Origin of the sequence: Calothrix sp. FACHB-168 (genome assembly GCF_963889195.1) — a bacterium.
Taxonomy (GTDB): Bacteria; Cyanobacteriota; Cyanobacteriia; order Cyanobacteriales; family Nostocaceae; genus Aulosira; species Aulosira anomala_A.
Genome location: NZ_CAWPNJ010000025.1, coordinates 58,571 through 84,654 on the forward strand (window position 1 = coordinate 58,571; position 26,084 = coordinate 84,654).

General features: G+C 39.2%; 23 protein-coding genes. 8 read left to right on the top strand and 15 right to left on the bottom strand.

The window, feature by feature from the left end:
• The first annotated feature begins 431 nt into the window (after nucleotides 1-431).
• Nucleotides 432-2,342 (top strand): hypothetical protein, encoded by a 1,911-nt coding sequence (locus AACW45_RS15915; RefSeq protein WP_190633563.1) that lies wholly within the window; start codon nucleotides 432-434, stop codon nucleotides 2,340-2,342.
• Between the two features lie 179 nt (nucleotides 2,343-2,521).
• Complete coding sequence (gene topA / locus AACW45_RS15920; protein WP_190633510.1) at nucleotides 2,522-4,681, top strand: type I DNA topoisomerase; 2,160 nt, start codon at nucleotides 2,522-2,524, stop codon at nucleotides 4,679-4,681.
• Nucleotides 4,682-4,973: 292 nt separating this feature from the next.
• On the opposite strand, the gene AACW45_RS15925 is transcribed toward topA, so the two are convergent.
• The 6 genes from AACW45_RS15925 to AACW45_RS15950 all read right to left on the bottom strand — a co-directional run bounded on the left by AACW45_RS15925 (nucleotide 4,974) and on the right by AACW45_RS15950 (nucleotide 9,082).
• Nucleotides 4,974-5,540: a hypothetical protein gene (locus tag AACW45_RS15925; RefSeq protein WP_190633511.1), complete on the bottom strand. Its 567-nt coding sequence runs from the start codon at nucleotides 5,538-5,540 to the stop codon at nucleotides 4,974-4,976.
• Nucleotides 5,531-6,367 (bottom strand): DUF692 domain-containing protein, encoded by an 837-nt coding sequence (locus AACW45_RS15930; protein ID WP_242045676.1) that lies wholly within the window; start codon nucleotides 6,365-6,367, stop codon nucleotides 5,531-5,533. The genes AACW45_RS15925 and AACW45_RS15930 overlap by 10 nt, the downstream gene beginning before the upstream one ends.
• 27 nt (nucleotides 6,368-6,394) lie before the next feature.
• A complete protein-coding gene (locus tag AACW45_RS15935; RefSeq protein ID WP_190633512.1) occupies nucleotides 6,395-6,697 on the bottom strand; it encodes a type II toxin-antitoxin system RelE/ParE family toxin in 303 nt (100 codons plus the stop codon).
• Nucleotides 6,697-6,963: a ribbon-helix-helix domain-containing protein gene (locus AACW45_RS15940; protein ID WP_096647666.1), complete on the bottom strand. Its 267-nt coding sequence runs from the start codon at nucleotides 6,961-6,963 to the stop codon at nucleotides 6,697-6,699. Before AACW45_RS15940 ends, AACW45_RS15935 begins: the two co-directional genes overlap by 1 nt.
• 216 nt (nucleotides 6,964-7,179) lie before the next feature.
• Nucleotides 7,180-8,142 (bottom strand): TIGR04222 domain-containing membrane protein, encoded by a 963-nt coding sequence (locus AACW45_RS15945; protein ID WP_190633513.1) that lies wholly within the window; start codon nucleotides 8,140-8,142, stop codon nucleotides 7,180-7,182.
• A 148-nt stretch (nucleotides 8,143-8,290) separates the two neighbouring features.
• The gene (locus tag AACW45_RS15950; protein WP_190633514.1) at nucleotides 8,291-9,082 is read right to left on the bottom strand and encodes an ion transporter; all 792 of its coding nucleotides are present in this window, start codon (nucleotides 9,080-9,082) and stop codon (nucleotides 8,291-8,293) included.
• A gap of 91 nt (nucleotides 9,083-9,173) precedes the next feature.
• Here AACW45_RS15950 and AACW45_RS15955 point away from each other — a divergent pair, with 91 nt between their 5' ends.
• Complete coding sequence (locus tag AACW45_RS15955) at nucleotides 9,174-9,599, top strand: nucleoside deaminase (protein ID WP_190633515.1); 426 nt, start codon at nucleotides 9,174-9,176, stop codon at nucleotides 9,597-9,599.
• Between the two features lie 55 nt (nucleotides 9,600-9,654).
• On the opposite strand, the gene AACW45_RS15960 is transcribed toward AACW45_RS15955, so the two are convergent.
• Together AACW45_RS15960 and AACW45_RS15965 are read right to left on the bottom strand one after the other, a co-directional pair.
• Nucleotides 9,655-10,317, bottom strand: a complete 663-nt coding sequence (locus AACW45_RS15960; protein ID WP_190633516.1) for a response regulator — start codon at nucleotides 10,315-10,317, stop codon at nucleotides 9,655-9,657.
• A complete protein-coding gene (locus tag AACW45_RS15965; protein WP_190633517.1) occupies nucleotides 10,314-11,549 on the bottom strand; it encodes a sensor histidine kinase in 1,236 nt (411 codons plus the stop codon). The genes AACW45_RS15960 and AACW45_RS15965 overlap by 4 nt, the downstream gene beginning before the upstream one ends.
• 232 nt (nucleotides 11,550-11,781) lie before the next feature.
• Between AACW45_RS15965 and AACW45_RS15970 the strand changes: the two genes are divergently transcribed.
• The gene (locus AACW45_RS15970; RefSeq protein WP_190633518.1) at nucleotides 11,782-12,345 is read left to right on the top strand and encodes a P pilus assembly/Cpx signaling pathway, periplasmic inhibitor/zinc-resistance associated protein; all 564 of its coding nucleotides are present in this window, start codon (nucleotides 11,782-11,784) and stop codon (nucleotides 12,343-12,345) included.
• A 410-nt stretch (nucleotides 12,346-12,755) separates the two neighbouring features.
• Here the strand turns inward: AACW45_RS15970 and hemL are convergent, their stop codons facing one another.
• On the bottom strand, nucleotides 12,756-14,054 hold the full coding sequence (gene hemL / locus AACW45_RS15975) for a glutamate-1-semialdehyde 2,1-aminomutase (protein WP_190633519.1): 1,299 nt from the start codon (nucleotides 14,052-14,054) through the stop codon (nucleotides 12,756-12,758).
• A 107-nt stretch (nucleotides 14,055-14,161) separates the two neighbouring features.
• On the opposite strand from hemL, the gene AACW45_RS15980 reads away from it, so the two are divergent.
• Nucleotides 14,162-14,350: a ChaB family protein gene (locus AACW45_RS15980; RefSeq protein WP_190541833.1), complete on the top strand. Its 189-nt coding sequence runs from the start codon at nucleotides 14,162-14,164 to the stop codon at nucleotides 14,348-14,350.
• A gap of 100 nt (nucleotides 14,351-14,450) precedes the next feature.
• Nucleotides 14,451-15,101: a bifunctional phosphoribosyl-AMP cyclohydrolase/phosphoribosyl-ATP diphosphatase HisIE gene (gene hisIE, locus AACW45_RS15985; RefSeq protein WP_190633520.1), complete on the top strand. Its 651-nt coding sequence runs from the start codon at nucleotides 14,451-14,453 to the stop codon at nucleotides 15,099-15,101.
• Between the two features lie 183 nt (nucleotides 15,102-15,284).
• Here hisIE and AACW45_RS15990 read toward each other — a convergent pair whose 3' ends face one another.
• The gene (locus AACW45_RS15990; protein WP_190633521.1) at nucleotides 15,285-17,093 is read right to left on the bottom strand and encodes an iron uptake porin; all 1,809 of its coding nucleotides are present in this window, start codon (nucleotides 17,091-17,093) and stop codon (nucleotides 15,285-15,287) included.
• A 561-nt stretch (nucleotides 17,094-17,654) separates the two neighbouring features.
• On the bottom strand, nucleotides 17,655-18,929 hold the full coding sequence (locus AACW45_RS15995) for an MDR family MFS transporter (RefSeq protein WP_190633522.1): 1,275 nt from the start codon (nucleotides 18,927-18,929) through the stop codon (nucleotides 17,655-17,657).
• 464 nt (nucleotides 18,930-19,393) lie between these two features.
• On the opposite strand from AACW45_RS15995, the gene AACW45_RS16000 reads away from it, so the two are divergent.
• Entirely contained in the window at nucleotides 19,394-19,591 is a 198-nt protein-coding gene (locus tag AACW45_RS16000; protein ID WP_190633523.1) for a DUF2811 domain-containing protein, read from the top strand.
• A 624-nt stretch (nucleotides 19,592-20,215) separates the two neighbouring features.
• On the opposite strand, the gene AACW45_RS16005 is transcribed toward AACW45_RS16000, so the two are convergent.
• Nucleotides 20,216-20,935: a response regulator transcription factor gene (locus AACW45_RS16005; RefSeq protein ID WP_096647667.1), complete on the bottom strand. Its 720-nt coding sequence runs from the start codon at nucleotides 20,933-20,935 to the stop codon at nucleotides 20,216-20,218.
• 840 nt (nucleotides 20,936-21,775) lie between these two features.
• Between AACW45_RS16005 and AACW45_RS16010 the strand changes: the two genes are divergently transcribed.
• Nucleotides 21,776-22,402 carry a CPP1-like family protein gene (locus tag AACW45_RS16010; protein ID WP_190541818.1) on the top strand — a complete coding sequence of 209 codons (627 nt, stop codon included), beginning with the start codon at nucleotides 21,776-21,778 and terminating at the stop codon, nucleotides 22,400-22,402.
• Between the two features lie 130 nt (nucleotides 22,403-22,532).
• Here AACW45_RS16010 and AACW45_RS16015 read toward each other — a convergent pair whose 3' ends face one another.
• The 3 genes from AACW45_RS16015 to AACW45_RS16025 form a co-directional block, all read right to left on the bottom strand.
• On the bottom strand, nucleotides 22,533-23,246 hold the full coding sequence (locus AACW45_RS16015) for an HAD family hydrolase (protein ID WP_190633524.1): 714 nt from the start codon (nucleotides 23,244-23,246) through the stop codon (nucleotides 22,533-22,535).
• 111 nt (nucleotides 23,247-23,357) lie between these two features.
• The gene (locus tag AACW45_RS16020; RefSeq protein ID WP_190633525.1) at nucleotides 23,358-24,647 is read right to left on the bottom strand and encodes an IS1/IS1595 family N-terminal zinc-binding domain-containing protein; all 1,290 of its coding nucleotides are present in this window, start codon (nucleotides 24,645-24,647) and stop codon (nucleotides 23,358-23,360) included.
• Nucleotides 24,648-24,877: 230 nt separating this feature from the next.
• Nucleotides 24,878-25,630, bottom strand: coding sequence for an ATP-binding cassette domain-containing protein (locus AACW45_RS16025; RefSeq protein ID WP_190633526.1), 753 nt, complete (start codon nucleotides 25,628-25,630; stop codon nucleotides 24,878-24,880).
• Nucleotides 25,631-26,084: the final 454 nt, after the last annotated feature.

A 26,084-nucleotide genomic window follows, 5' to 3' on the forward strand; every position in this document is an offset into this window, starting at 1 on the left:
CTTTGATTTAGGTAATTAATTCAGTATATATACATAAATCTCTACTAATATTTCCCAATTCTGTAAATTACTTTTACAAATTACTCTGATTTACTTCTGTGGTAACAGGGGTGAAGGAAGGAGAAGAAAAGCTGCAACTTACTTCCATGATGAATGTGCTTTGTTTGACTGTGCTAATTTTAGATTTTAAAATTTGGATTTTGGATTGTCGGATTGAATCTAAAATCCAAAATCTAAAATTGATTAATCCCCAAGCTATATCCCAAAATCAGTGCAGTTAATCTAAAATCTAAAATCCAAAATCTAAAATTGATTGACTCAACACTCTTTTACAGTATTGGACATCACTACAATATCTCCCTTAAGTTGATAAATTGCTAATTGGACAACAATATCTCTGCAAATTAATTTATCCAACAAGTAGCGATCGCATGTCAATTTCTGAGCCAATTAAACAGTTTAGCAAATGGATACAAGGTTTTAACTATCAGATTTTACACAATATCGATGATGTAAAAGATAAATTTATCTTACCGATGTTTCAGTATCTGGGTTATCCAGATGTCTTAGTAAAGAATAATGCTAATTCAGAAATAAATACAATTTATTTTCAGCCAGATATTGTTGAACCAAATAATCCAGACACCGCCCTAGTAATTATTAACATTTACCATCCCAATGTCACGAATTTATCTCCGGCTATCGTGGCATCTAGTTTAGGTAGTATTGCTCTAAAAACTTTATTTTTTATAATTACCAATGGCTATGAAATTAAAGTTTTTCAATACTGGCGTTACCGTCCAGCATATTGTTTATTTGATATGGCAATAAATGATTTACGGAATCAAGAACTATCAGCAGAGTTTTATCAAGCGCTAAATTTTCCTCATGTTAGCTTGATGAATAAAAATCTCGATAATTTCTTTACATTTCAACATCATAATTTGTTAGAGAAGCATCTTAGACGTTATACATATTGGCGAGATTTATTAAGTAAAACTGATTTTCAACCAGAAATTACTAAAAAAGCTAATCAATTGCTGGTTGTGAAACCGAAAATAGCAATTAAATGTAATTTACCCCAATTATCTAGTCCAGGCGATTGTGAAATTGAATTTAGTAACATCCTGTTTAGAGGCATAAAAATTAGTCTCAATCATCGCCATATCTTAAGTAAACTGATGATAGGACTAAATACTCAACCCCATTGGCAATGTCGCCCTTTTCTCAGACAGGTAGATAAAAATATTTTTGAGGCTATTTTAGGGGAGACGACAATAATTTTATCGGAATTAGAAGCGATAGATTTATGTTTATGTATTGATGAAATTTGCCGAGAATACAAAAAAATAATGATCGAGTTTGAGAATGTCTTAGAAACTTGGGAATTTGAATTTGTAGAATTTGCAGGTATTCGCGGTTTTAAGATTTGTGATGTAGATCCAAAGCTTTGGGAGCTAATGTATAAGTTTGCTCATGAGTTTACTTACTACAAAGGTAAATCGGAATGGCATTTATTTTACCACGATAATTTTTCGATTCGCCTCAGTCAAGGAATTCGCGATCGCGCTTTGATTACACCCAAGGCTAGCGGCTATTGTTCTTTATTACCTTATACAAAAATAACTATTATATATAATATCAATGAGATACATTTACAATCTTTAGGTAAAGCCGCAGAAAATGCTTGGCAAAAAAATCTAGGTACCCAGGGAACATGGACGGCTAAATATACTCAAAAATGGTTATTAGAAAAGTATATTCCTCAAGTTATTAATTATTATTCCCAGCAGGCGCACTTTTCTGTAAATGAGATAGTAACAGCAATCAAAACTGCTCAACCCAAGCGGATTGAAATTTTAGCAATTGATGATATTAAAAATTTATTGCCCTATTTGCGAGATATTCAATCTTGGCTAAATTTATCTCGCGAAAATATTGCTGCTGTCAGATTACGCTTATATTATCGCACATTTACAAATTTAGTCCGCAATACCGACTCTAGTATTAATGGCATGGATTATCTGATTGCCAATCTACAAAAAATTGATTGGCAGAATTCACCAGGTATAGTTGACAGTAAGATATCTCTCTATAGAAAATTTTCTAGTTTTAAAAATGTCATAAATTGTTTGGATGAGCAAGTAACGAGAATAAATAATCAGGAATATGAAAAAAGTATAAATGCAGATTTAATGACGCGGATATTTATTTGGATTATTGAAAATGGCAAAATTAGCTATTCACAACCGCAAATGAATGCAGCGAAACAAGCATTACTTATCCTATGGGAAGAATGCAGGTTTGAAATGCGTTATGTATTTTCTGAGAGTTCGGCGTAATGAAATAGTGGTGATGGCTGTCAATAGTCAATAGTCAATAGTCAATAGTCAATAGTCAATAGTCAATAGTCAATAGTCATTGCGTTAAATAAAATTAGAATATAAAAATTATAGTACATTAATACTAAAGATATGATAAAAAGTTGTATCATTAATACAGCATCTTAAAAGCGGGTGCTATGCCTAAACGCCTTTTAGTAGTCGAATCTCCCGGTAAAGTCAAAAAACTCAGTGAAATTCTCGGTGCTGAGTGGATTGTGCGCGCCAGTTGCGGACATATTCGCGAACTCAGTGACCAAGGTGAAGATGCGCTAGGATTTAGTATGGATGGGAGTCATGTACAATGTAACTATGTCCCCCGTGACCAACGTTCTAAAGAAACTATTCAGCAATTGAAGACTGTAGCTAAACAAGTCAGTGAAGTAATATTAGCTACAGATCCCGATAGAGAAGGGGAAACCATCGCTTGGCATTTGAAAGAAGTGCTAGGTTTAAGGGAAGCCAAGCGGGTAGTTTATACAGAAATTACCGCCTCGGCGGTGCGCAGTGCGATCGCCAATCCGCGCAAACTTGACTTAAATTTAGTAGGTGCGGGTTTGTGTCGAGATTGTTTAGATAAATTAGTCGGTTATAAAGGAAGTCCCCTAGTTTGGGCGTTAAATAATGGTGCTAAAAGTGTGGGCAGAGTTCAAAGTGCCACATTACACCTAATATGTCAGCGAGAACGCGAGATTCAATCCTTTGTACCTCAAGATTACTGGAGTGTCTGGGTAGATTATGCAGAGGGATTTCGGGCGTTTTATCTGGGAACGGCGAATGCAACCCAAGAAACACAGCAGGAAAATGAGGTACATGATGATACCAAGATTAATAATCAAACAGCACCAGAATCAACGCGGGTACTTTCCGAAGCTGAAGCTAACCGCTTAGTGGAAGCAGCAAAACGCCATCCCCACCAAGTTGTGCAATATGAAGGGAAAATCAATAACCGCCAACCACCACCAGCATTTATCACTTCTACTCTGCAACAAGCTGCGGGTTCGCGATTGCGCTTTACGCCAGAAAAAACTATGCAGGTAGCGCAAAAACTCTATGAAGCCGGGTTAATTACCTATATGCGCACAGATTCGGTGATGTTAAGTCCAGAATTTTGCGAAAGTGCGCGACAGTGGTTAGAACAAAACGATCCGCAGAATGTCCCCCAGCGTACTACGAGACATCGTAGCAGTAAAACTGCCCAAGAAGCTCACGAAGCGATTCGCCCTACCGATGTCTTTCGCCCTTCCGCAGAGTTACGAGTGCAATTGCCTGCTGACGAGTTTAACTTATATGTTTTAATTTGGAAAAGAGCGATCGCATCTCAATGTCGCCCAGCGCAATTACGCAAAACCAAAGTTATTATAAAATCTGGAGAAATTTTCTGGCAAGCTAGAGGGCAAGTAGTCGAATTTTTAGGCTATGCACGCTACTGGCCGAATTTGGGTAAGGATACCATTTTACCAGCCTTACAACAGGGACAAATGCTAACTTTAGCCGATGCCGGTCATGAGAAAAAGCAAACCCAACCCCCACCACGCTACAGCGAACCCAAATTAGTGCAATTAATGGAGCGTAAAGGCATAGGTCGCCCTAGTACCTATTCTCCCACCATTGCTACATTGAAAAAGCGAGATTATATCCAAGTCACAAAAGAAATTATTCAGCCAACAGCATTAGGGTTAGAAGTTGATGTTTTCTTACAAAAAGCCCTACCCGATTTACTAGAGGCAGAATTTACTGCAAAAATGGAAGATGCCCTAGATGCGATCGCATCAGGAAAACAACCTTGGCAGCAATATCTCACCAGTTGGAATCAAAATTATTTTGCACCAGCCTTAGCCAAAGCTAAAACTGTAGCTGTAACTTCAGGAAATGGAAGCAAAACGGCTGCTGTTGCTGAACGTAAATTTGAAACTTCTCGAACTCGTTGCCCGGATTGTAATAATTGTCTCGCCAAAATTCCTAGCAGTAAAGTTAAAAAGAAATACTTTTTGAAATGTCAGAGTGGCTGTGAAAATGTAGTCTTATTTTGGAACGAATTGAAAAAAGCTTGGGAAGCACCGCGCAGCCAAGAAAAAACCACCAAGGAAGAAAAGCCTCCCAGCAAAATTACCACATATTCCTGTCCGGTATGTAAAAAGTTTTTAGAGGAATATAGTTATATCAAAGATGGACAAAGTAAAACTATGTTGCGCTGTTCTCAACCTCAGTCACGCCAGGATAAAAAGCATAAAGATGTGGCTTTTTTTCATACGCAAAAAGGTTGGTGGAGTCCTAAATATGGCGAATTGAAATCTTGAGGATGGCACACAGTCTAATTCTTGGCGTACTTGGCGTCTTCTCTGCGAGACGCTGCGCGAAGGCGGTTCAATCTAATAAGATTATTCCTGATTTTTGCTGGGTTGCATAAATAAAATTTAAACGCAAAGGAACGTAAAGGTAAGCGCAAAGGTACGCGGAGAATTGGCGACTAATTAATAGACTTCTTGCAAAAGTTCTTATTCTTAGCTTCTTCTTTGCGTCTTTGCGTCTTTGCGTGAGACAAAAAGATATTTATTCTAATGTTTAACCACAGAGAGAGGAAATAAAAGATTAAGGAATCGGCCACCAGCGCAAAGTATGATGTAAGCGCGATCGCTCGTTTAACCGCCACCAAACTGCTAAAGTTAATTGGCGAGATATCTTTTCTGTAGTTCCCAGCTTGTCAACAGGGTAAAGAAACCAGCACACCCGCAAACAGCGCGGGGAATCATAAGCTAATAGCCAAGCTTTTTCATAACGCAGCAAATCCCTTACCCAAACCGGCTCAATCTTCTGGGTTTGGATGAAATTAGCAAATGCGATCGCATCTAGGCGATGTTTCTTGATACCCTGGGGTATATAAGTTTCCGCATATCGCCAAAATAAATCATTGAAATTTTTACCGAGAACTTTTGCTGTACCTGGTAATAGTTCGCGCACCTCTCCCAACCGCTTCCATTTGAGAGAATTAGCAAACATATTTACCTGTTGGCTAGAAATTGCAGCTAATTCCTGTATCTGTGGTTCAGTTAATCCCAACTCTGCACCCACACTTTGCGGATTAGCAAAAAAACGCTGTCTCAATTGTGAATTAGTATAAAGTTGGGCTAAAACTTGCTGTGTTTGTGCTAAACCCATCGCTGATGACTCCTACCGATTTCTCTAGCTTGTTGTAGTTCTCCCACTAATTCGCTAAATAATGGCAAATTTTCATCTCTTTCCAACACAATCCCTTTTACCGGAACCTGAGCAACAACTTTATCCATCAATTGCCAAACTTCCATCGGGGTAGACTGAGAATGACTGTCAATCAATACACCATCATGCCAATGTCCGCCAACAAAATGCAACTGAACTATCCGTTCTAAAGGTAATTGATTGAGAAAATCATCCACGTTATAACCATGATTGACAGCATTAGTATGTAGGTTTGTCACATCTAACAGCAAGCCACAATCAGCGCGTTCTACTATTTCCCCTAAAAACTGAGCTTCTGTCATCTCCGCACCGGGAAACGTCACCATATAAGTGATATTTTCCACAATAAACGGCACATCAATCCAACGCCGCACTTCAGCTATATTCCGACAGACAACTTCCACTGCTTCTTTGGTGTAAGGTAGGGGTGATAAATGTCCGATATCTACCCCACCAGCTTTAGTAAAACAAATATGTTCGCTCCACCAAGGCGGGTTAAGCTGTTTCACTAGTGCTGCTAGTTTCCGCAAATAATCTACATCCAAACCTTCAGCACTACCCAATGATAAATTAATAGCATGGGGAATTATCGGGAAATGCGCCGCCAGCAATTCTAATTCCTGCTGTTTGTGCCAAGGTGAATCTAGATAATGTTCAGCAACAATTTCCAGAAAATCTACTTGCAGGCGGTTAAGAAACAAATCGCTTTTAAATGGTTGGCGAAAACCTAACCCCGCGCCTAAAGTTGGAAGCTGAGATAACATCATGTCCGGTTGAAGACTGAATCGTTTTATTTACTCATCATCTATATCTGTAAATATAGATTTTAAATCGCGGTAACCGTTAATCACGCGCACAATCACAATACTATCTTCAAATACACGGTAAAATATAATGTAGCCATCTATAGGTATTCCTCTGAGGTTTGGATCAAAAGCAGCGTAACTTCTGCCTATATTTGGAAATTGTGTTAAGTACTGACATCTTTTGTTGAATTCTTGTGCAAATCGTTCCCCTGCATCAATATTTCGGCTTAAAAAATAGTCTAAAATCTCCTCTAAATCTTGAGTTGCTTCTTTGGCTATAACGTATCGCATTACCCTTGATTCTCACGCGCTTTTCGTATTTTCTCAGTTAATCGCGCCATTACTACTTCACCATCAACCACTTCTCCACGTTCGATTTGAGCAAGTCCAATCGCTATTTTTTGACGGGTTTCTTCTTCCCATTCTTGATAGCCTTTTTCCCATTCCTCTAGTAGTTTTAGAGCTTTGGCAATCACATCGTCCGCATTTTCATATCTACCAGTTGCCATTTGCGCTTGAATAAATTGCTCGTGTTCGGGTTTAAGTTGAATATACATATTTTCTAGCTTGAGATAATTAATACCATCACCGTTAAAAAGCAGAATGCTTTTATATTAATAGTCGCTGTGGCTTTTTCCCAAATTCAAGGACATATTTTTAGGACTTACGCAAAGATAACGGAAAAATAAACCGCAGAGAACACAGAGTTCACAGAGTATTAAGAGTTTGAGAGGTTTTGTGCGTAAGTCCTAATTTTTAGACTTTAAATCTTGCTAACCTCCGCAACCACCACCACAACCACCACAACCGCCACCGCAGGAACTACCGCAGGAACTCCCGCTACTACAGGAACTACCACTACTGCAAGAACTACCACAGCTGCTACTGCTACAGGAACTACCGTTAGAGTTGCTTTGTCTGCTACCGCTACTAGAGAATCTTGTGGGAAAGAAGATTTTGTAATATGAATCGTAGGTAGTACCAGCCAGTGCTTCCACACCAAATAGTGCAACGACCAAGTTATAGTCAAATACAGAAGGGAAACTAAATTTTAGCTTGGTTTTCGATTCAGCAAAGGTTTGTTGCAGTTGTTTGAGATAGGCTTCACCGCGAATACTTAAACGCGATCGCCTACTCGCAAACCATATAATAAACATAATTGACAGAACAGCCATCACAATCAGAAACCCTACATTATGCCGTCCTTTTCCTAAAGCGATGAAGAGTTTATACGCCCCTAAACTCAAAATTATTGTCGCTGCAATCAAGCCAACTTGAATATTTGCTGCTTGCCATTGTTGAGCATATAGTAATTGCTCATTGTCTAACTGCTCCTCGTAGATTTGGCAGTATGGTTGCACTTTCTCAGCGATTAACTCTACAGATTTAGTTCCAGATGTAGCGGAGAAACTAGCAAGAACCTCACGTTCTATCGGCTGTAGCTCAGATAGATTATCATTTGCTGTACGGATAATTAATTGTTCGGAAACTTGTAAATAATCCCTTTGAATTAAACTCAAAATCGCTACTTTTACAACTTCTACCGCACCCGAACGTAAGTAAGCAATTTCGTAGGGATCTGGTTGACTGGGAATTAATGGTAAAGATTGATTTTTTGTGGGATCTTGTACAAACCATCCACAGACGATTGTGATCAAGATAATAACACTGCCATACAACAGTAGAAAATCCGGCCCGTACATATCTGCTATAGGATTATGTAGCAAGGCATCCATAAAGTTTACTCCCGATTGGCATCAATCAACTTCTGGGCTGGCAACAAAAGCCCTATGTTTATTCACGCTGATATATTTCTACAATCCCATTCCCAACCTTTACGGAAACATTCTAAGATACTGTTGACTGTTGACCATTGACCATTGACTATTGACTATTGACAATCGGTAATTTAGCCCCACAACTTTTACAAAACCTTGCATCTGCATCGTGAAAAGCTAAACCACAATTCGTGCAAATAGTTTCTACCTGATTAGCAGTTTTTACCAATCGCTTAATTAAATCCCCAACTTGCCAAGGAATTAATGCAATCCCTGTCAAAATCATCAATACTGTTAGCCAACGCCCTAATTCTGAAGCCGGTGTGACATCACCAAAGCCTACAGTTGTCATTGTCACGATTGAGAAATATAAGGCATCTAAAAAAGTTGCAAACCCTTGGGGATTAACCGGATGTTCAACTTGATAAATTAACCCAGAATATACAAATATAATCGCAAATAAAGTAAATAATATCCGGGCAAATATTACCCCATCTTCAGTACTGATACTACCAAAGAAAAACCTTCGATCAATAAACCTAATCAACCTTAAAATTCTGAACCACCGCAGCAAGCGAATAAAGCTCAGATCCACTGCTCCCAAAAAGAAAGGTAAAATCGCTATTAAATCAATGATCGAGTATAAACTCAAAAAATACTTAACCTTATTTTCCGCACTCCACAGCCGCAAAACATATTCAACGACAAAAATTATAAAAATAGCAGTATCGACAATATTTAACTGAAACCGAATATTATCAGGAATATTATAAGTTTCTGCCACAAAAATTCCTGATGATAATAGTACCAATCCCGCAATAGTTAAATTAATTATTTGCCCGATTGGTGTCTCTATATCTGTTAAGTAAAATTCAGTTTTTTCTCGACTAAGTAACATATTTAACAATTAGCTATTTTTCCAACTTGCGTAGCATAACATTGAAAATACGGTATTCTTAACTAGGATATTTCACACCCCCCACACTTATATGCAACCTGAAGATTTTATGCATCTAGCACTAATAGAAGCCAAAAAAGGTGATTCTCCTTATGGTGCAGTTATTGTCAAAGATAACGAAATCGTCGCCGTAGGTCATAATACTGTAAGACGAGATAACGATCCATCGGCTCACGCAGAAATCAATGTTATTCGTAGTTTAACAGCTAAAATTAAAAAGCCTGATTTAACAGGTTATACCATCTATACTACTGGCGAACCTTGTCCGATGTGCGCCACAGCTTGCGTTTGGAGTGGTATATCAGAAATTATCTATGGTGCTTCAATTCAAGATTTGATTTCTGTGAATCAATCACAAATTGATATTTCTTGTGAAGAAGTTATATCTAAGTCGTTTAAAAATATCAAAGTAACTAAAGGTATTTTAAGAAACGAATGTATGGAATTATTTAAATAAATTTCCTTTCTACTCTAACTCTCTGCGCCTCTGCGTCTCTGCGTGAAATAAAAAATTAATCAGACTCATTTAAATAAGATAAATATGTATTAGCAAAAATTGCTGCTTGAGTGCGATCGCGTAAATTTAGCCTATTCAACATATTTGTAACATGATTCTTCACCGTCCCCTCAGAAATGTAAAGTTGTTTAGCAATTTCGCGGTTACTCGCACCTTGCGCAATTAACCGTAAAACCTCTTTCTCTCGCGGAGTTAATTCTGCCAAACTCGGCGGTATAGGTGGTGATTGAGTTGCTTCTAAACTGGGAAACTGAGTTAACAATTTTTGGACGATTCCCGGCCCTAGTTGAGTATAACCTTTATCTACAGCACGAATAGCTTCAGCTAATTCTTCGGAAGGGGTATCTTTCAATAAATAACCCATCGCGCCATTTTTTAACGCAGCTTTCACATATTCATCATCGTCAAAAGTAGTTAATACTAAAATTTTGATATTACTAAACCGCTTGTGAATCTCTCGCGTAGCTGCAACACCATCCATAATTGGCATTCTCATATCCATTAATACTACATCTGGCTGTAATTTTTCAATTAAATTAACTGCCATTTGTCCATTTTCTGCTTCTCCAACTATTTCTAAATCTGCTTCTAGTTCTAATAATGCTTTTAATCCTTGACGAATTAAACTTTGGTCATCTACAAGTAATACTTTAATCATCTACTTAACCTAATATGGGGGATATCTACTATAATTTTACATCCCTGTCCGGGATTACTAATAATATTAAATACACCACCCACAGCTAAAGTGCGATCGCGCATACTCTGCAAGCCAAAACCAGTAGTATTTTGCCGAAAATCAAAGCCTACACCATTATCCTGAACGCTTAAACGTAAATTTCTTGGACTTTCTTCAATTTCTATCCTAACTTCTGTTGCTTTTGCATACTTAGAAATATTCGTCAACGATTCTTGAAGAATGCGGTAAATCGTAGTTTTCAGTTCATTAGAAAGAGAAGTTTCTAAATTAATGACGCAAATTGGTGAAAATCCATTTGCATGTTGAAAATCGTCTAATAATCCAGGAATCGCCTGTTCTAAAGATTTCTCTTGCAAAGGATGAGAACGCATAGTAGACACAGACTGTCGCACATCTTGTAAAGCTTTAGAACCTAATTCTTTTGCTCTTACCAAAAAACTGTGAGCTTTACTAGGGTTAGATTGGGAAAGTTTTAAAGCAGTTTCCAATTGCAAATTTAAAGCAGTTAGTGAATGTCCTAAAGAATCATGAATTTCTCTTGCAATTCGGTTACGTTCTTCTAAAGTTGCTTGATTTTCAATCCTCACAGCATATTGACGCAGCTTTTCATTTGCCAGCGCCAATTCTTCCCGACTTTGACGTTCAGATAATACCGTATTCATCAATAGTAAAACGAAAATTAAACTTAAACCAAATAATAAAGATAAACTCAAAGTAAAATATTGAAAGCGTTCTAAAGCTTGCGGTGAGAGAGGAAAATTATGTAAGCGCCGTTTGAGTGTCAGCAAAAATAAAATAAACGAAATAGCCGTGACTACCAAACGTCCTGGCAAATTAAAAATTAAGCAACTGCGAGTTACTAAAATAATATATATAAAAGGAAATAAACGCGAAATTCTGCCGCCAATAAAACCAGTAATTAAAATTAAAACTATTTCCGCAGCAGTATAGATAACTTTCATGATTTGACTACCAGTAGGTAATCTTAAACCCATTAAACCAAAAATAATTAAACAACCAGTAGAAATAATTAAACTTTCTGGTGTGGGTTCGGGAAACCTAGCAGCAAATCGCGGTGGTGGTGCGGGATTTGGCATCACAGCCGTTATAGTAGCGATCGCTAATAATATCCACTCTAAATAAAGTAAAAATTTAAAAGGGTGATTGTGTAATTGGATAGAACGTTTCATATAGGTAATTTGACGTAAATATATATCACTAAGGCAGATTTTATCCTCTGCCTTTCTGCATTCAGGAATTTTCTAAGCCTAGTTTAAATTACCTTGGTTGACTAGTATTATTACTCACAAATGAACAATGACTAAAGTCATGGTTATAGTCGTGACTTTCTCCCCATGTGATTTTTAGTGATGAGTTCTTATGATGGTGACATCAAACAGCAAGACTCACACGAGGTCATCCATGAAAGCTAAAAAATTATCATTTCTAGCTGGTGCGATCGCTTTAACTTTAACAGCTATTCCTTTTACCGCTCAAGCCCAACGCGCTGGTGGTTCACACTTCAAAGTCTCACAAGCCACAAACCAACAAACTCCACGTAAAGGAGGTTGGGATCAACTAGGACTAACAGATACACAAAAAACCCAAATTCAAGCAATTAAACGCGATACCCGCAACCAAATAGAACAAATTGTTCTTAGTAGAGTTAACCTCACCCAAGAACAAAGAGATAAATTAAATGAATTAAAAGCACAAAGAGATCAAAATCAACAAGCTCCGCGTCAAAGAGGTGAGCGTGGTAAAAAAGGAGCTTTTGCAGCGCTAAATCTAACTGAAGAGCAAAAAAACCAACTTAAGCAAGTCATGCAGTCTGCTGAAGTTAGACAAATCATGCAGTCATCGCAACAAAAAATTCAAGCACTCCTCACTCCCGAACAACAGCAAAAAATGCAACAAATGCGCGAAAATGGACGCGCACGTTGGCAACAAAGACAACAACAACGCAATTCTAACCAAGGTCAATAATAGGGTTGAAAAATGGGCATTGGGGAGGCAGTGCGTTGGACGGGTTTCCCGGCTTAAAGCAACTGCCGTCATTGGGCATGGGGGGAGCCAGTGCGTAAGCTTTTCACACTCATACTCAACAACGCAAAAATCCAAAATATTTATGCAAAAACTCTCATACCAATTCAAATAATCTTTGCGACACATCAAAATATTCTAGAGGGCATGGCAGTGCCAGTGCCCCTACAATCTGTCGCATTCTTTTTTTTTTCTAATTGGTAGAATAAACCGCAAAATCTTGAATCTGGCATGAAAATTAGCAACCCCACCCTGAATAGAGTGGGGTTGTTTTCTTATACCAATCTGCATCTGATGCGTAATTAAGATTTTGGTAGGGGCGGGGTTTCCCCGCCCTTGTGTAAGTTTCTAGCCTACAAACTAGATAGCACTTCCCGCGCCACAGCTATAGTCTGCTCAATATCTTCGTCAGTGTGCGCTAAAGAAGTAAATCCAGCCTCAAACTGAGAAGGAGCCAGATAAATACCCCGCTCTAACATACCGCGATGGAAACGCCCGAATTTGGCTGTATCAGAGCTTTTCGCATCTTCGTAGTTATGCACCGGGCCACCTGTAAAGAATAAGCCAAACATAGCGCTGATATGACCACCACAAGCCGCGTGACCGGTTTCTTGAGCGACTTGCAACAAGCCATCGGCTAGCTTTTGGGTGATTTTTTCCAAATACTCATAAGTACCTGGTTTTTGCAGCAATTCTAGGGTTTTAATTCCTGCTGTCATCGCCAAAGGATTACCAGACAGAGTTCCCGCTTGATAAACGGGGCCAGCTGGGGCAATCATGGACATGATATCGCGACGACCGCCATAAGCGCCCACTGGTAAACCACCACCAATGACTTTACCCAGGGTGGTTAAATCGGGGGTAATACCAAATTTCTCTTGTGCGCCACCATAAGCGATGCGGAAGCCTGTCATGACTTCGTCAAAGACTAATAAAGCCCCATTTTCTTGGGTAATTTCTCTTAACCCTTCCAAGAAACCAGCATCAGGAGTAATAAACCCAGCATTACCGACAACTGGCTCTAAAATCACCCCAGCAATTTGATCGGGGTTTTCCGCAAATAAAGCTTTAACAGCTTCTAAATCGTTGAAAGGCGCGGTTAAAGTATTGACAGTTGCTGATTTAGGTACGCCTGGGGAGTCGGGTAAGCCAAGGGTAGCTACACCAGATCCCGCCTTGACTAGAAACATGTCGGCGTGCCCGTGATAGCAGCCTTCAAACTTGATGATTTTTTCCCGATTTGTAAACGCCCGCATTAGCCGCAGCACAGCCATACAAGCTTCTGTCCCAGAATTGACAAATCTGACCATTTCAATGCTGGGTACGGCATCAATCACCATTTCTGCGAGAACATTTTCTAAGGCAGAGGGCGCACCAAAGCTTGTACCTTTTTCTAAGGCTTCATGAAGGGCTGCAATCACTTCTGGATGAGCATGGCCACAAATCGCCGGCCCCCAAGTACCCACGTAGTCAATGTATTGGTTGCCGTCTACATCCCAAATGTATGCGCCTTTAACGCGATCAAAAACAATTGGTTGTCCACCTACTGATTTGAATGCACGCACGGGAGAACTGACGCCTCCGGGCATAAGATTTTGGGCAGCAGCGAAGATTTCTTGTGATTTGGTTGTTTTAATCGTCGTATTTACCAAGGTTCTCTCCTAAATCAGTGGCAATAAAAAGCTCTATCTCAGGATAGGGTGAAAAACTGCTTAGAACTTCTATCGTATAGAATTATAGGAACCAAAAAAATAACGTTATGTTATACAAGTCAAATCAAGACTTGCCTTTAGAAATTAGAAATCGCTTGCCTGAAGCATACCAAGATATTTACCGAGCGGCGTTTAACTCGGCAATTCATTGGTACGGTGAAGCTACAAAGGCTCATCAAGTCGCTTTAAGTGCAGTTAAAATGCAGTCGGCTATGGATAAAAGGGTTCTCGTTTAAGAGAACATCAGCAGCTGCAATTACGAAAAGCGTATCAGATGCCCTATTGAGAATGGTATCGTGAATCAATGAATCATTCTCACTGAAAAAATTAGCTGGTATGTCTTCTACAGAACCCAATTCACTACACCACGCCATCCCTGTGGAAAAAATTAAATATGATGAACGAGGTTTAGTGCCAGCAATCGTCCAAGATTATCTTGATGGCACTGTCTTGATGATGGCGTGGATGAATCGGGAGTCTTTACAACAAACTTTAGAAACTGGAGAAACTTGGTTTTGGAGTCGTTCCCGTCAGGAATTCTGGCACAAAGGAGCGACTTCTGGTCATATCCAGAAGGTACATAGTATCCGTTATGACTGTGATAGTGATGCCCTCCTCATCGGTGTAGAACAGATAGGAGATGTGGCTTGTCATACCGGAGAACGCAGTTGCTTTCATCAAGTGGAAGGACAAATTGTGGCACCACCGGGAGATACATTGTCACAATTATTTCAGGTAATTTGCGATCGCCGCGATCGCCCTACAGAAAATTCCTACACTTGTCAGCTATTTGCCGGCGGCGATAACAAAATTTTGAAAAAGATAGGCGAAGAAACTGCTGAAGTAGTCATGGCTTTTAAAGATGATGATGCTGATGCGATCGCGGGAGAAGTCGCAGATTTGCTCTACCATACTTTAGTTGCATTAGCACATCATAAAGTAGATGTCAAGGATGTTTACCGGAAGTTACAAAAACGCCGACGGTAAACATTATTGCGATCGCAAAAGGGGAAGAGGACAAGGGAGACAAGGAGGACAAGGGAAGGGGGCATTGATTGTAGAGACGCGATTCATCGCGTCTGTGCCCAATGCCCAATGCCCAATGCCCAATGCCCAATGCCCAATGCCCAATGCCCAATGCCCAATGCCCAATGCCCAATGCCCCATGCCCTAAAAAGTAAATGTAGTCCGCAATACACCTACGGCTGTTGTTTCATTTCTGCTGTCGCCTTCCGGATTGAACAACACAAAAGCACCAGGTGTAACGCTGATATTGTCATTTACCCGTAAGCGGTAATAAGCCTCTAAATGATAAGGAACAGCTCGATTCACACCCGCATCTGCTAATTGTGCTGCACCACTAGCATCAGTACGATAAAGCGGCTGTCCAAAAATGATCCCCGCATTGTTACCAGGCTTTAATAAATCGTTGAAATGAACGCCTACCATCCAACTAGTGAAAGTAGTACCAGCATTAACATCTGCCGAGGAATCATCGACAAACAGCGCTGCACCATAGCCAGATAAGGCAATTTTGGGAGAGAAGCGCCAAGTTACAGTACCACCAAAGGAATTGAGTTTTACTGGCGTCCCTAAAGGTACTCCAGATAAAGCACCAATATCACTACTAGTTAATCCTGTACCCAAAATATTAATTTCATGATAACTATTGGCATAGTTCAGACCAATAGCTAAAGAATTGCTGGGCTGAAAAGTCAACTGTGCTGCTACTACGCCACTACCGCTAAATACCCCTGCGCCCAAAGGAGTGTTAGAAACTCCTGGAAGAATATCCCCTGCTTTGTTAGGAAGATTGGCATTCACACTACCATACAAAGCTCTCAAATTTAGCTGGGGAGAAAAACTATAAATAAAGCCAGCCGCAGAAGCTAAACCAGAACCGGAAGTACCACCAGAGACACGTAATACAGGGTTTAAGCTAGCAAAGCGAGAAATCGCCTCTTGTCCTTCACCGTAAAAGGGAGTGATAGCGGGAAAAGCATCGGAAACTTCGGCTGCTGTCCCCGCAAACAAAGTCAATTTTTCCGCGACAGGAAAGATATAAAGCAGTTTATAAAGCTGAAGCGAGTTTGCACCAACACTAGATAAATTTTTAGGATCGACGCCAGGAAATTGCGGTTCAAAACTAGTACGCGCACTGCTAGAACTGAGTATCGGTGATGCTAAACCTAAACTCTCTTGTAAACTACCGCTACCATCGACACCACCTAAAAAGTTATGGGATTGCAACCCAGTAATCAGTAAATCTTTCCCTGTAAAGCTGGTGTTGAGATTTAACCGCACTCGGTTCGTCAAAATAATATTAGGATCGTTGCGACCCAGAGCGCCACCTGTCGCACCAATAGCCGAGATAATTACCTCACCATTTAGCTTGGTAGTGGTAGAAAACTGATTTGCTTCTAATTCAGCAGTACGACCTTCTAAAGCATCTACCCTACCCCGTAATGTGCTTAATTCCGCCGTAAATTGTTCTTGCAGTTTTTGTAAGGTATTTAAATCTTCTTTGGTCACTAAATCGCTAGTTGCTGTAGCAATTAGCTCGTTAATTCTATTCAGACAAGCATTTAAACCTGCCGCAAATTCATAACGGGTGAGAGCGCGGTTACCTCTGTAGGTGCTGTTGGGATACCCAGCAATACAGCCATAACGCTCAACTAAAGATTGTAATGCCGCAAAAGCCCAATCTGTAGGTTGTACATCTGAAAGTTGCGATACAGATGTCACTTGTTCTATGGCATCTGATGCTAATAGTACAGGAGAAGATTTGGCTTGATTTACAATCGATAAATCTGGTTTTTCTGGCTCAAATTTAATCTGAGCAAAACTATTGTTAGATTTTAAATCTTTAGCATTATCTACAGTATCTGGCAAAGCAGATTTAGCTTGTGCTGGAGATAGTCCAGCAATTAAGTATAAAAAACTTAGCCCACCAGCGTAAGCTAGTAGATTTACTTTCATAGCAAACCCTCACGCACCAATTTGAATTAAATACAAAATTGCCAATGCCAAACTAGTTGAGCTTGAAAATATATAAGCTCAAAAAGTATATTTATGTGGTATTGTGCCAGTCGGCAATAAATAATGCTCAGTTAATTCTCTGAGGACTTAATGATTACCGCAGCGAAATTTAACTACCCATAGTAAAAGTAAACAATATTTGGTTCAAGAATTGATAAATATAATTATTGATAATTTTTATGATGACTATTAGCAAAAATAAATAAAATATTAAAGCTAAAAATATGCCTATAGTTAGTACTAATTTTCGCCTAAAAAAAGCCCATAATTGTGTATAATTACAAGCTGTTTACTCAAGCTCAAACATTGAAATTAGCAATAAAACGCTTAAGTTAAGCTTATATTCTTAATTGCTAACTTTGTCACAACAGTAAGCGCTATGGTAGCTATTAGCTAAAAATTTTGAGTCAATTAGTGGGATATTTCATAAATAATTAAGAGAAAATTGTAATGATAGCTGGTGATAGCTACAAATATCTCTGCCAAAGATTGATTTTGAAGTTATTCCTGAGACAAAATTCGGTTTAGATACTGTAAAATCCCTACGGCGATTAAGACACTCAAGGAAAAACCAAGCCAAAAGTTATCCGCAATGATTCGTGGTTGATCAAGTGCCCAGCCGCCCAAGGGTGAGCCAATAAAATGACCTAATGCCCAGCAAAGTGAATTAATGGAGAAATACACCCCTCGCTGTGATTCTGGGGCTAAATCGGTGACGAGAGAGGCTGCAAAAGGGGTATAGGAAACTAAGGCTAGGGCAAATACTGTTAAGGCTAAGGTTACCCACAGTAGAGGATAATGTGGCGCGATCGCAGTTACCCAAATCAAAATAAAACCAATCGCCCACAAAATCGCCGAAATTGTCAGCGCCTGGGTGTGGGAGTACTGTTTTAACATCCGCGCCATCGGAAATTGGCAAATCACCGCTAAAGCCAAATGCCAAGCAAATAAGCTGCTAATTGTGGTTGCAGCTAACCCCAGGGTATGATCTTCCACCCTGACGAAGTTTCTCAGGTAAATGGGCAGGGTGCTGTGTAACTGCGCAATACAAGTTGTGAAAGTTATATTCACCGTAACGTAAATTAACAAGCGGCGATCGCTTAATGCGGCTAACCAAGAAGCTAAAGGTGGTGGCTGAGATTCTGCTATCTCTGGTTGGGAGGTTTCATGAATTGCCAAAAAAATTACCGTAAAAAACACCAGGAAGGAAATTGCATCTATAATAAATAGCCCCCGGTAATTATTAGCGATCGCTACCCACCATCCTGCTAATAAACTGCCAATTGCTAACCCTAAATTATCGGCTACCCTGGCGAGGGCAAAAGTTTCCCGGCGATTTTCACTTTCGCTAGCGTCAGCAACCACAGATTCGCTAGCAGGCCAATAAAAACCAATACCTAAACCTACAATAGAGCAGCCGACAACCATAGTCGTAAAATTATTAGTTGCGGCTAAAACCAGCGAACCTACAGCAGAAATCGCCGTTGCTAATAACAACGTGCGCCGTCGTCCCCAATCCCTGGAATCGGCTAAAGAACCACCCAAAATCCGCCCGAAAACACCAGCTACAGAGGTGCTAGTCAAAGCAATACCAACAGTCGTAGCAGATAAGCCAACTTGATTGACAAAAAATATGGGAGCGTAAAACAGAGTAAAGCCTGTACCTATTTCCGAAAAAAACCTACCAACAATCAACATCCCCACAGGCGTCTGTAGCCGAGATAGCCAGGAAGATAACCAATCTTGGGGCGCGAATTCTAATATCTTAAATTTCATTCAAAGAAAATGTTTTTGTAATTCTTATCATTAACAAGTATTTTCCTCACAGATTCCACAGAGTTTCCACAGCCACTTTCCCAGTTTTCCACAGATCCCCCACGAGTTAATTACCTCTTACCATCCTCTTGGGGATTTTTATTTCCTACTCTAAGAAATCTCAGTGACTGAGTTTATATAAACTTACGTAACAAAAATCATGCCAAAACCCTGATGATTCCGTTGGTATTTACTTTTTATACCACCGTTTTTAACATTTCGCAGCATTGACAAACCTACCCCCTCTTAGCGCACAATGATTCGGCTTGCTGTTTTAGTTCGTTGCATCGCTGACATCAACTGTGTAAAATTACCTTAAATGTTGGCGGAGATTGTCAGGCAGGTGAAAGATTGCGTATGCCGCCTCTGGCTACTGACTGCAAGCAACTTGTACCTCTTGATTGACCTCAGAGGAGGAAAATCTCATGAACACAACGGTTAACATTTTTACAGAAATTCCGGAAACACTTCACGAATCGCTAAAAAACTATTTAGATACACATCCAGACTGGGATCAAAACCGGGTATTAACAGCAGCTTTGTCACTGTTTTTACTCCAAAATGGCGAGAGCGATCGCCGTGCTGCTCGTGTTTACCTAGAAACCCTGTTTCACCACAGCTAAACAGTTGTGTATCTCGGATGCGCAATTTGTGGTTCAGCAATTCCCTTAGCGGGGAAACCCGCTCAAAGGAGTTGCTGTCTAAGAAAGCTTAGGGCTTGATTATTTGTCAATACAAATGGCTAATGACTCAGACAGCTACTCATCTTAGAGTTTTAGTCTGTTGTTGTAAATGAGTTTCTCCCAGCTAAAATTTGGCTGCTAAATTATTTATCTTGATGAAGTGTCAGCACAAAAATACATCATAGCTGGTCAATTTAGTCAATAATTCGCCAATTTTTGACAGACTGAACTATTAAAAATCTTCAGGACACTGACATTCAGTGTCATAGTTAAAGTTAACTTTTCCAAAAATCACTAAAATTTATCCTCCTGCCGGAGGATTTTTAATGACATAGAGTATTTATTTGCAGGTTTTCAGGAATCAGAATTATTGTAATGACCCAATATATCTGAATTGGAATCAGATATATTTCGATTATCATTTACCAATCAAGATTATTTCTTTCAAAAAGCTTATTTACCTAAGCTAAAAATAAGCCAAGGCAAAAATTGAGCCAATTTCTCGTTTTTTTAGTCATTAGTCAAAAGTCAAGAGTTAAAAACTCTGGACTATAGACTAAGAACTCAAGAATGGACTTCCAATTGTGGTGGGTTAGTTGGGCTTTCAAACTTATACCCTACACCACGTACTGTCTGAATTAATGCAGGTTGGCTGGCATCAATTTCAATCTTTTTGCGAATTTGACCGATATGTACGTCAACAACCCGTTGGTCGCCGACATATTCGTAGTCCCAAACTTCTTGAATCAGTTCTGCACGCCGCCACACTCGACCTGGATGGCTAGCTAAAAAATGTAACAAATCAAATTCCAGCGCAGTTAAGGGTACTGGTTGGTTATTTAGTGCCACTTCCCGCCGTACTGGATCGATCATCAGCTTTTCAAACACCAGACGTTTTTGTTCGGCTGTGGTGACAACGCGCTGACGCCTCAAAATAGCTGCTACTCTGACTTCTAATTCTCCCAATCCAAAGGGTTTGGTGAGATAGTCATCAGCACCTTTAGCAAAGCCACGAATTTTGTCAGCTTCGTCAGCACGGCTAGTTAGCATTAACACAAAAACACCATTACGGCTTTGCATCTCTTGGCAGAGGTTAAACCCAATTACATCTGGTAGATTTACATCTAAAATCACCAAATCGGGGTTAAATTGCTCAAATAGCGCTAAGGCGGTTTTACCATCCTCAGCCGCTTCTACTTGATAGCTCTGCTTCATCAAAAAGCGTTGGATTAAATTCCGAACCGCAGGGTCGTCGTCAACTACAAGAATCTTGGCAGGAGCCATGACCATCACTTTGCACAAAAATTCTAAGGATTTACAGGAGTTTTGCGTGAAAACGCAGTTTCCACTTGGGGATAAGTTAAGAATCTACAAGGCTAAGAGATGCATTTCCTGATTACCTACTTAATCATAGTCTAATCAAGATTCCGGACAATTAAACTTGTAGGCAAACTTGCTGAGATATTGAGCAAGTGCGGCAAATGTCTAATTTTTCCAGTCAGCAATAGTTTTGACCTAGCCACAGTCATCTAGTAAACTAGAAAACTCTCCTTTTCCCACCAGTGGTAATCTAAATTGTTTCAATCTTAAATCGAGATGCCGATTGAGACCAGTGATTATTCTGAAACTCATTTATGAAAACTTCATCTGAGTAGTTTCAGCCGCCGCAACGGCAACAGAAAAGGTAATTTTTTCATAAAAACTGCAATTTAGGTATTCTGAGTTCAAATTCTAGGTTAGAGCCAGAACTAAGTAACGACATGAGGGGATACACGGAGTTCTGGCAATATGTTAAAGTGACTTATAGTTAAAATTTACCAAAAACCTAGGTCTAAAGCCCCGTTCTTTAAGGACGGCTTTTTGCTAGAATTGTGTAAACAGGCAGGGCATTGTCTGTCGGGCGAGATAGTGTAAGACGGGCTATGCCTGCAACTGTTGTTTGAACCCAAAATCCCCAGGTCTTTAGGCTGGGGAGTATGTCAAAAGTCGATCAAACCAACCCATGCTACTATCCTGGTAGGGCTGAAAATTGATCGATAATTAAGTGACGATCAAAATAAAACCTAAAGTTGTATTTCCGTCAACAAAAGACTGCCGCAGACCGAGGCTGAAGTATAAACTCCCATGAGCGATCAAAATCCCTACGAAAAACTTGGGGTCTCAGAAGATGCTAGCTTCGATGAAATTCAAGATGCTCGCAATCGCCTGATGGAGCAACATATTGGCGATGGCAAGAGTACTGAAGTCATTGAAGCGGCTTACGACGCGATTTTAATGGATCGCTTACGAATGCGCCAGGAAGGTAAAATTAAAGTCCCTGAGCGAATTCGATTTCCAGAAACTCGAGTGCAATCGCTTCCCAAAGAAAGTCCAACTAAGAGCGAGCAGTCGCCAGCATGGCTGCAACGCATGTTGGATAGGCCAACCCGTGCTGATGTGTTGCTACCTGGTGCTTGGTATTTGGGTTTGAGTGCTGCTAGTGTATTCTACCCAGCTACAGGCGATCAAGTTTTGCAGTTAGCATTAGTGGTTGGGGTGGGAATTAGTATTTACTTTCTCAATCGCAAGGAGGGTAAATTTGGTCGAGCAGTTTTATTTACACTGCTTGGGCTGATTGTTGGCTTAATTGTTGGGGGGCTGGTTGCTAACTGGCTGCTTTCATCAGTAGCATTTATTAATTTATCGTCAAATCAGTTTTCTACGGTGCTGACTTTTATATTGTTGTGGTTGATTAGTAGCTTTTTACGTTAACTTCACAGCACAGCTTACCCGGTTCTTTGAGTGGTACAGCTGGTTAATTTCAATGTTTAAAAATTTCGGATTTTTTATGGCTAAGGGGTAATAGAGTAAATCTATTACCCCTTAGCTGTGAAATCACTTACTAAGGAATATAGGCTGGTTGTGGTTGTGATAATTTACCTTCTAGGAGTAAATCTACAGCAGTAGTTAAATCCCGAACTATGAAGTCGGGTTGATAAATTTCTAGTTGAGCGCGATCGCGGATACCAGACTCAACAGCGATCGCTTTAATTCCGTGTTTTTTCCCTGCTGTGATATCGGCTTCTGTATCCCCTACCATCCAGGTATCAGCCACCGCAGGTAGTTCCGCTATAGCTTTAGCCATTAATAAAGGCTTATCCTCAATATCGCGGGTTTTCACATAATCGTTAGTTAAGCAATAACAGCGATTTTCTGGGAAAAATCTTCCTAGCTGGAATTTCTGGAAAGCATAGTCAAGTTCCCAAACTCGCCGCATTGTCATCACCGCCAAATCAATACCCGCTTCCTGAATTTTTAACAGTGCTTCCACCGCACCGGGTACTAAGGTATCGTAGTCAAAGTAAGGTTCTGTATGGACTGTTTGCCGCCGTAGTTGAGCAAATTCTACCGCCTGTGCTTCATCTAGACCAGAGTTTAGCGCAATTTGTTTTTCCGGAACGCGCGATCGCTTTAATTGCCAAAATTCTCCCTTAGGAAGTTCTTGTACTGATTGATCTGAACGTCGGGTTTTCTCTAAGCAAAATTGATAAACACGGTAGTACCGTTCGGAAACATCAACTATAGGGCCGTCGAAGTCAGTAATTAGTCTTAGCATCGGCGGAAACAAATATGTTAAATTTTATTAAATTATCTCACAATTTAGTCATTAGTCATTAGTCATTAGTCAACAGTCAACAGTCAACAGTCAACAATTAACAGTCAACAATTAACCATCAACAGACTTCAGGACTTCATATTCTCGACCACGCAGTTGTAAGGTAAAGTGAGGAGATGATTGCAAAAATTTGGTAAAACTACTACCTAGTTTTAACTTTTTCATAATTGAATTTGGCGATTGTCCGCATATTTTCTGTAACTCTGTGCCTAGTTTGGAGACAGATAATTTGCTTTTAGGAGATTGGGCTTGCATATTCTGAAAAATCTCTAGCAATAATTTTTCTAAATCGGCTTTAGATGCAATCTCCTGCGGGGGAATCGATATTGTTGTAGTATTTACTGTTGCTGTGACATCTTCGGTGTCTGAAGATGCAGTGGATTTCGCTTCTAAAATAGAATTATTTTGATTAAATTCAAGGTTACATCTTTCTTGAAAAAGATTGGCTATTGTTGTCAAATTGCTCAATCTAGAACTAATTGATTCTTGTTCGGCTTTAATTAAATCCTCAATTTTATCAACTACTCCCGCTAAAGAAGGAACTTCTGTGGCTAGCGGTACAGAGTAGAAAGTAAATTTTCCCGTATTGCGATTTTCTATATGTAAAATTTGCGATTGTCTGCGCACCCAATATACAGTTAAACCTTGATTTTGCAGTTCATTGCAGAGGTGAGTTAAAATTCCATCTCCCGAACAAACAAATATTTCTTTAACTGTGGGATAACCACGCAATAAAGAAGCACCGAAAGCAATCATTTTTGCATCAGCGCCATCTTTACCATCAGGTACATGAAAAAGTTGATAACCACGCTCATATAGTTCTGTATCTTGCTTACCATTGCTAGGAGTTTTCCAATTAGCAAAAGCGATTTTTACTTGCAGAGGATAATTACCGATACTAGCTAAAAATTCTTCAGCAGCAATATCTATTTTGAGATTTTCTGCATCTAAAAGTAATAAAGAAATTCTTGTAGTTGATTGGGGTTGAATTTCAGAATTTGGGCTAATTTTTTCAATGAATTGCTGAAAAGCAGCAGATTCTAAGAATTGTGGCGATAAAAAAGTTTGTAAGAGTTCTTGCGCTAAACTTGCAGCCAGATATGGGGAAGATGTGTTTGTATTTGTCTCGGCTGGTAAATCTTCCCTTAAATACAGTTCTTTTGCTTCCTCTACAGGTAATTTACTATGTCCGTTGCTATTCTCAAGCAAGTGAGGTGACGGAGTGTTGAGTAATACAGGCTCAAGGAATTGTTTTCGGCAATTTTTGCACAAATAATACTGCTTACCATTCCTATGACCATTTTTGCGATATGAAGTTGATTCGCAGCGAGGACATTTCATCTTCTTATTTATTTGGTCTTGTGCTGATAATTACCTTTGAGGGTACAATTTGAAAAGATTAATTTATAAATTTTAATATAATTATCTATCTAACTTTTATGCTAAAATAGCAATCTTTTTTAGATATGAATAGGTAGGATATTAATGAACATATCCTAAAATCTGGTCACCAATACCCTACTTAATAGTTGCAATTCCAGAGTTAAACATGATTCCTGTACAACCAGAAACTACTTAATTCGCACATACTCTCTACTCATAACTTTGGGGGTGCTATCGAATTCCACCAATCGGCCAATTTGATCTTCACTTTTGGCAAAACAAGCTATAAAATCTGATATACGGCTGACTTGCTGCATATTATGGCTAGAAATCACAATTGTGTAGTTAGAGCTTAAATTTTGGATCAAATCCTCAATTTTTTTGCTAGCAATGGGATCAAGTGCAAAACAAGGCTCATCCATTAAGAGAACTTTTGGGTTGACAGCTAAAGCACGTGCAATACACAAACGCTGTTGTTGACCACTAGAAAGTTCCAAAGCTGATTTTCGCAGCTTATTTTTTAATTCATCCCAAAGATAAGCACGTTTAATTGCCGATTCAATAATTTCATCTAATTCTACTTTTGGTCGCCATCCTACAAGTTTAATCCCATAAGCAACATTATCATAAACGCTCATAGGAAAAAGATTTGGTTTTGGTAATACCATACTAATTTGGCGACGTACTCGGTTTAAGTTAACACGGCGCTCATAAATATTTTGACCAAAAAATTCTACTCTTCCTTCAATTTTTATTCTTTCTTCAGGCTCCATCATGCGATTGAGAGATTTCAAAAACATAGATTTACCAGAGCTACTATGTCCAACAATTGCAGTTATTGTATTTTGGTTGATATCTATTGATATATCTTCAAGTATCTTTCTAGTATCGTAATAAAAACTAAAGTTGCTGACTCTGATCGCTGGTATTAATTGATTCATGTTCATGCATATAGGGTAGTTATACCAAACGAGAAGAATATTTATTTTTTATGAGAACAACTTAAATACAGAACTTACGCAAGCAAAATTTGTCATTGCATCCAAAATTGCCATGCTTCGCTGGCAAAAATCTCTGTGTGGAAAAGCAATCACAAAATTTTAGCTGTTTACGTCTCTACGCTTGTAATGACGCAATTCCATGATTTTTTCGTAAGTTCTAAAATAGAAAAAAATCAAGAATCTGAATTCTCAATCAACAATGAGAGAATATTTTAAAAGTAATGAGCTATCTAGAAAATACTTTAAATAATCCTAAATCCTATTTAATTTATAAAATGAGAAGCTAGTTAAGTGGTTAGTTTTCCTAAATTGAGTAGACTGCTATTAAAAACATAGCAGCACAGTAAAATACCTAATTTAGGGAAAACTTAATTCTAATTTCTCCCTGAATCAA

Bases quoted from the DNA above. Each gene is read 5' to 3' on its own strand.
- AACW45_RS15915 (WP_190633563.1), top strand. From the start codon at position 432: ATGTCAATTTCTGAGCCAATTAAACAGTTTAGCAAATGGATACAAGGT.
- topA (WP_190633510.1), top strand. From the start codon at position 2,522: ATGCCTAAACGCCTTTTAGTAGTCGAATCTCCCGGTAAAGTCAAAAAA.
- AACW45_RS15925 (WP_190633511.1), bottom strand. From the start codon at position 5,540: ATGGGTTTAGCACAAACACAGCAAGTTTTAGCCCAACTTTATACTAAT.
- AACW45_RS15930 (WP_242045676.1), bottom strand. From the start codon at position 6,367: ATGATGTTATCTCAGCTTCCAACTTTAGGCGCGGGGTTAGGTTTTCGC.
- AACW45_RS15935 (WP_190633512.1), bottom strand. From the start codon at position 6,697: ATGCGATACGTTATAGCCAAAGAAGCAACTCAAGATTTAGAGGAGATT.
- AACW45_RS15940 (WP_096647666.1), bottom strand. From the start codon at position 6,963: ATGTATATTCAACTTAAACCCGAACACGAGCAATTTATTCAAGCGCAA.
- AACW45_RS15945 (WP_190633513.1), bottom strand. From the start codon at position 8,142: ATGGATGCCTTGCTACATAATCCTATAGCAGATATGTACGGGCCGGAT.
- AACW45_RS15950 (WP_190633514.1), bottom strand. From the start codon at position 9,082: ATGTTACTTAGTCGAGAAAAAACTGAATTTTACTTAACAGATATAGAG.
- AACW45_RS15955 (WP_190633515.1), top strand. From the start codon at position 9,174: ATGCAACCTGAAGATTTTATGCATCTAGCACTAATAGAAGCCAAAAAA.
- AACW45_RS15960 (WP_190633516.1), bottom strand. From the start codon at position 10,317: ATGATTAAAGTATTACTTGTAGATGACCAAAGTTTAATTCGTCAAGGA.
- AACW45_RS15965 (WP_190633517.1), bottom strand. From the start codon at position 11,549: ATGAAACGTTCTATCCAATTACACAATCACCCTTTTAAATTTTTACTT.
- AACW45_RS15970 (WP_190633518.1), top strand. From the start codon at position 11,782: ATGAAAGCTAAAAAATTATCATTTCTAGCTGGTGCGATCGCTTTAACT.
- AACW45_RS15980 (WP_190541833.1), top strand. From the start codon at position 14,162: ATGTTATACAAGTCAAATCAAGACTTGCCTTTAGAAATTAGAAATCGC.
- hisIE (WP_190633520.1), top strand. From the start codon at position 14,451: ATGTCTTCTACAGAACCCAATTCACTACACCACGCCATCCCTGTGGAA.
- AACW45_RS15990 (WP_190633521.1), bottom strand. From the start codon at position 17,093: ATGAAAGTAAATCTACTAGCTTACGCTGGTGGGCTAAGTTTTTTATAC.
- AACW45_RS15995 (WP_190633522.1), bottom strand. From the start codon at position 18,929: ATGAAATTTAAGATATTAGAATTCGCGCCCCAAGATTGGTTATCTTCC.
- AACW45_RS16000 (WP_190633523.1), top strand. From the start codon at position 19,394: ATGAACACAACGGTTAACATTTTTACAGAAATTCCGGAAACACTTCAC.
- AACW45_RS16005 (WP_096647667.1), bottom strand. From the start codon at position 20,935: ATGGCTCCTGCCAAGATTCTTGTAGTTGACGACGACCCTGCGGTTCGG.
- AACW45_RS16010 (WP_190541818.1), top strand. From the start codon at position 21,776: ATGAGCGATCAAAATCCCTACGAAAAACTTGGGGTCTCAGAAGATGCT.
- AACW45_RS16015 (WP_190633524.1), bottom strand. From the start codon at position 23,246: ATGCTAAGACTAATTACTGACTTCGACGGCCCTATAGTTGATGTTTCC.
- AACW45_RS16020 (WP_190633525.1), bottom strand. From the start codon at position 24,647: ATGAAATGTCCTCGCTGCGAATCAACTTCATATCGCAAAAATGGTCAT.
- AACW45_RS16025 (WP_190633526.1), bottom strand. From the start codon at position 25,630: ATGAATCAATTAATACCAGCGATCAGAGTCAGCAACTTTAGTTTTTAT.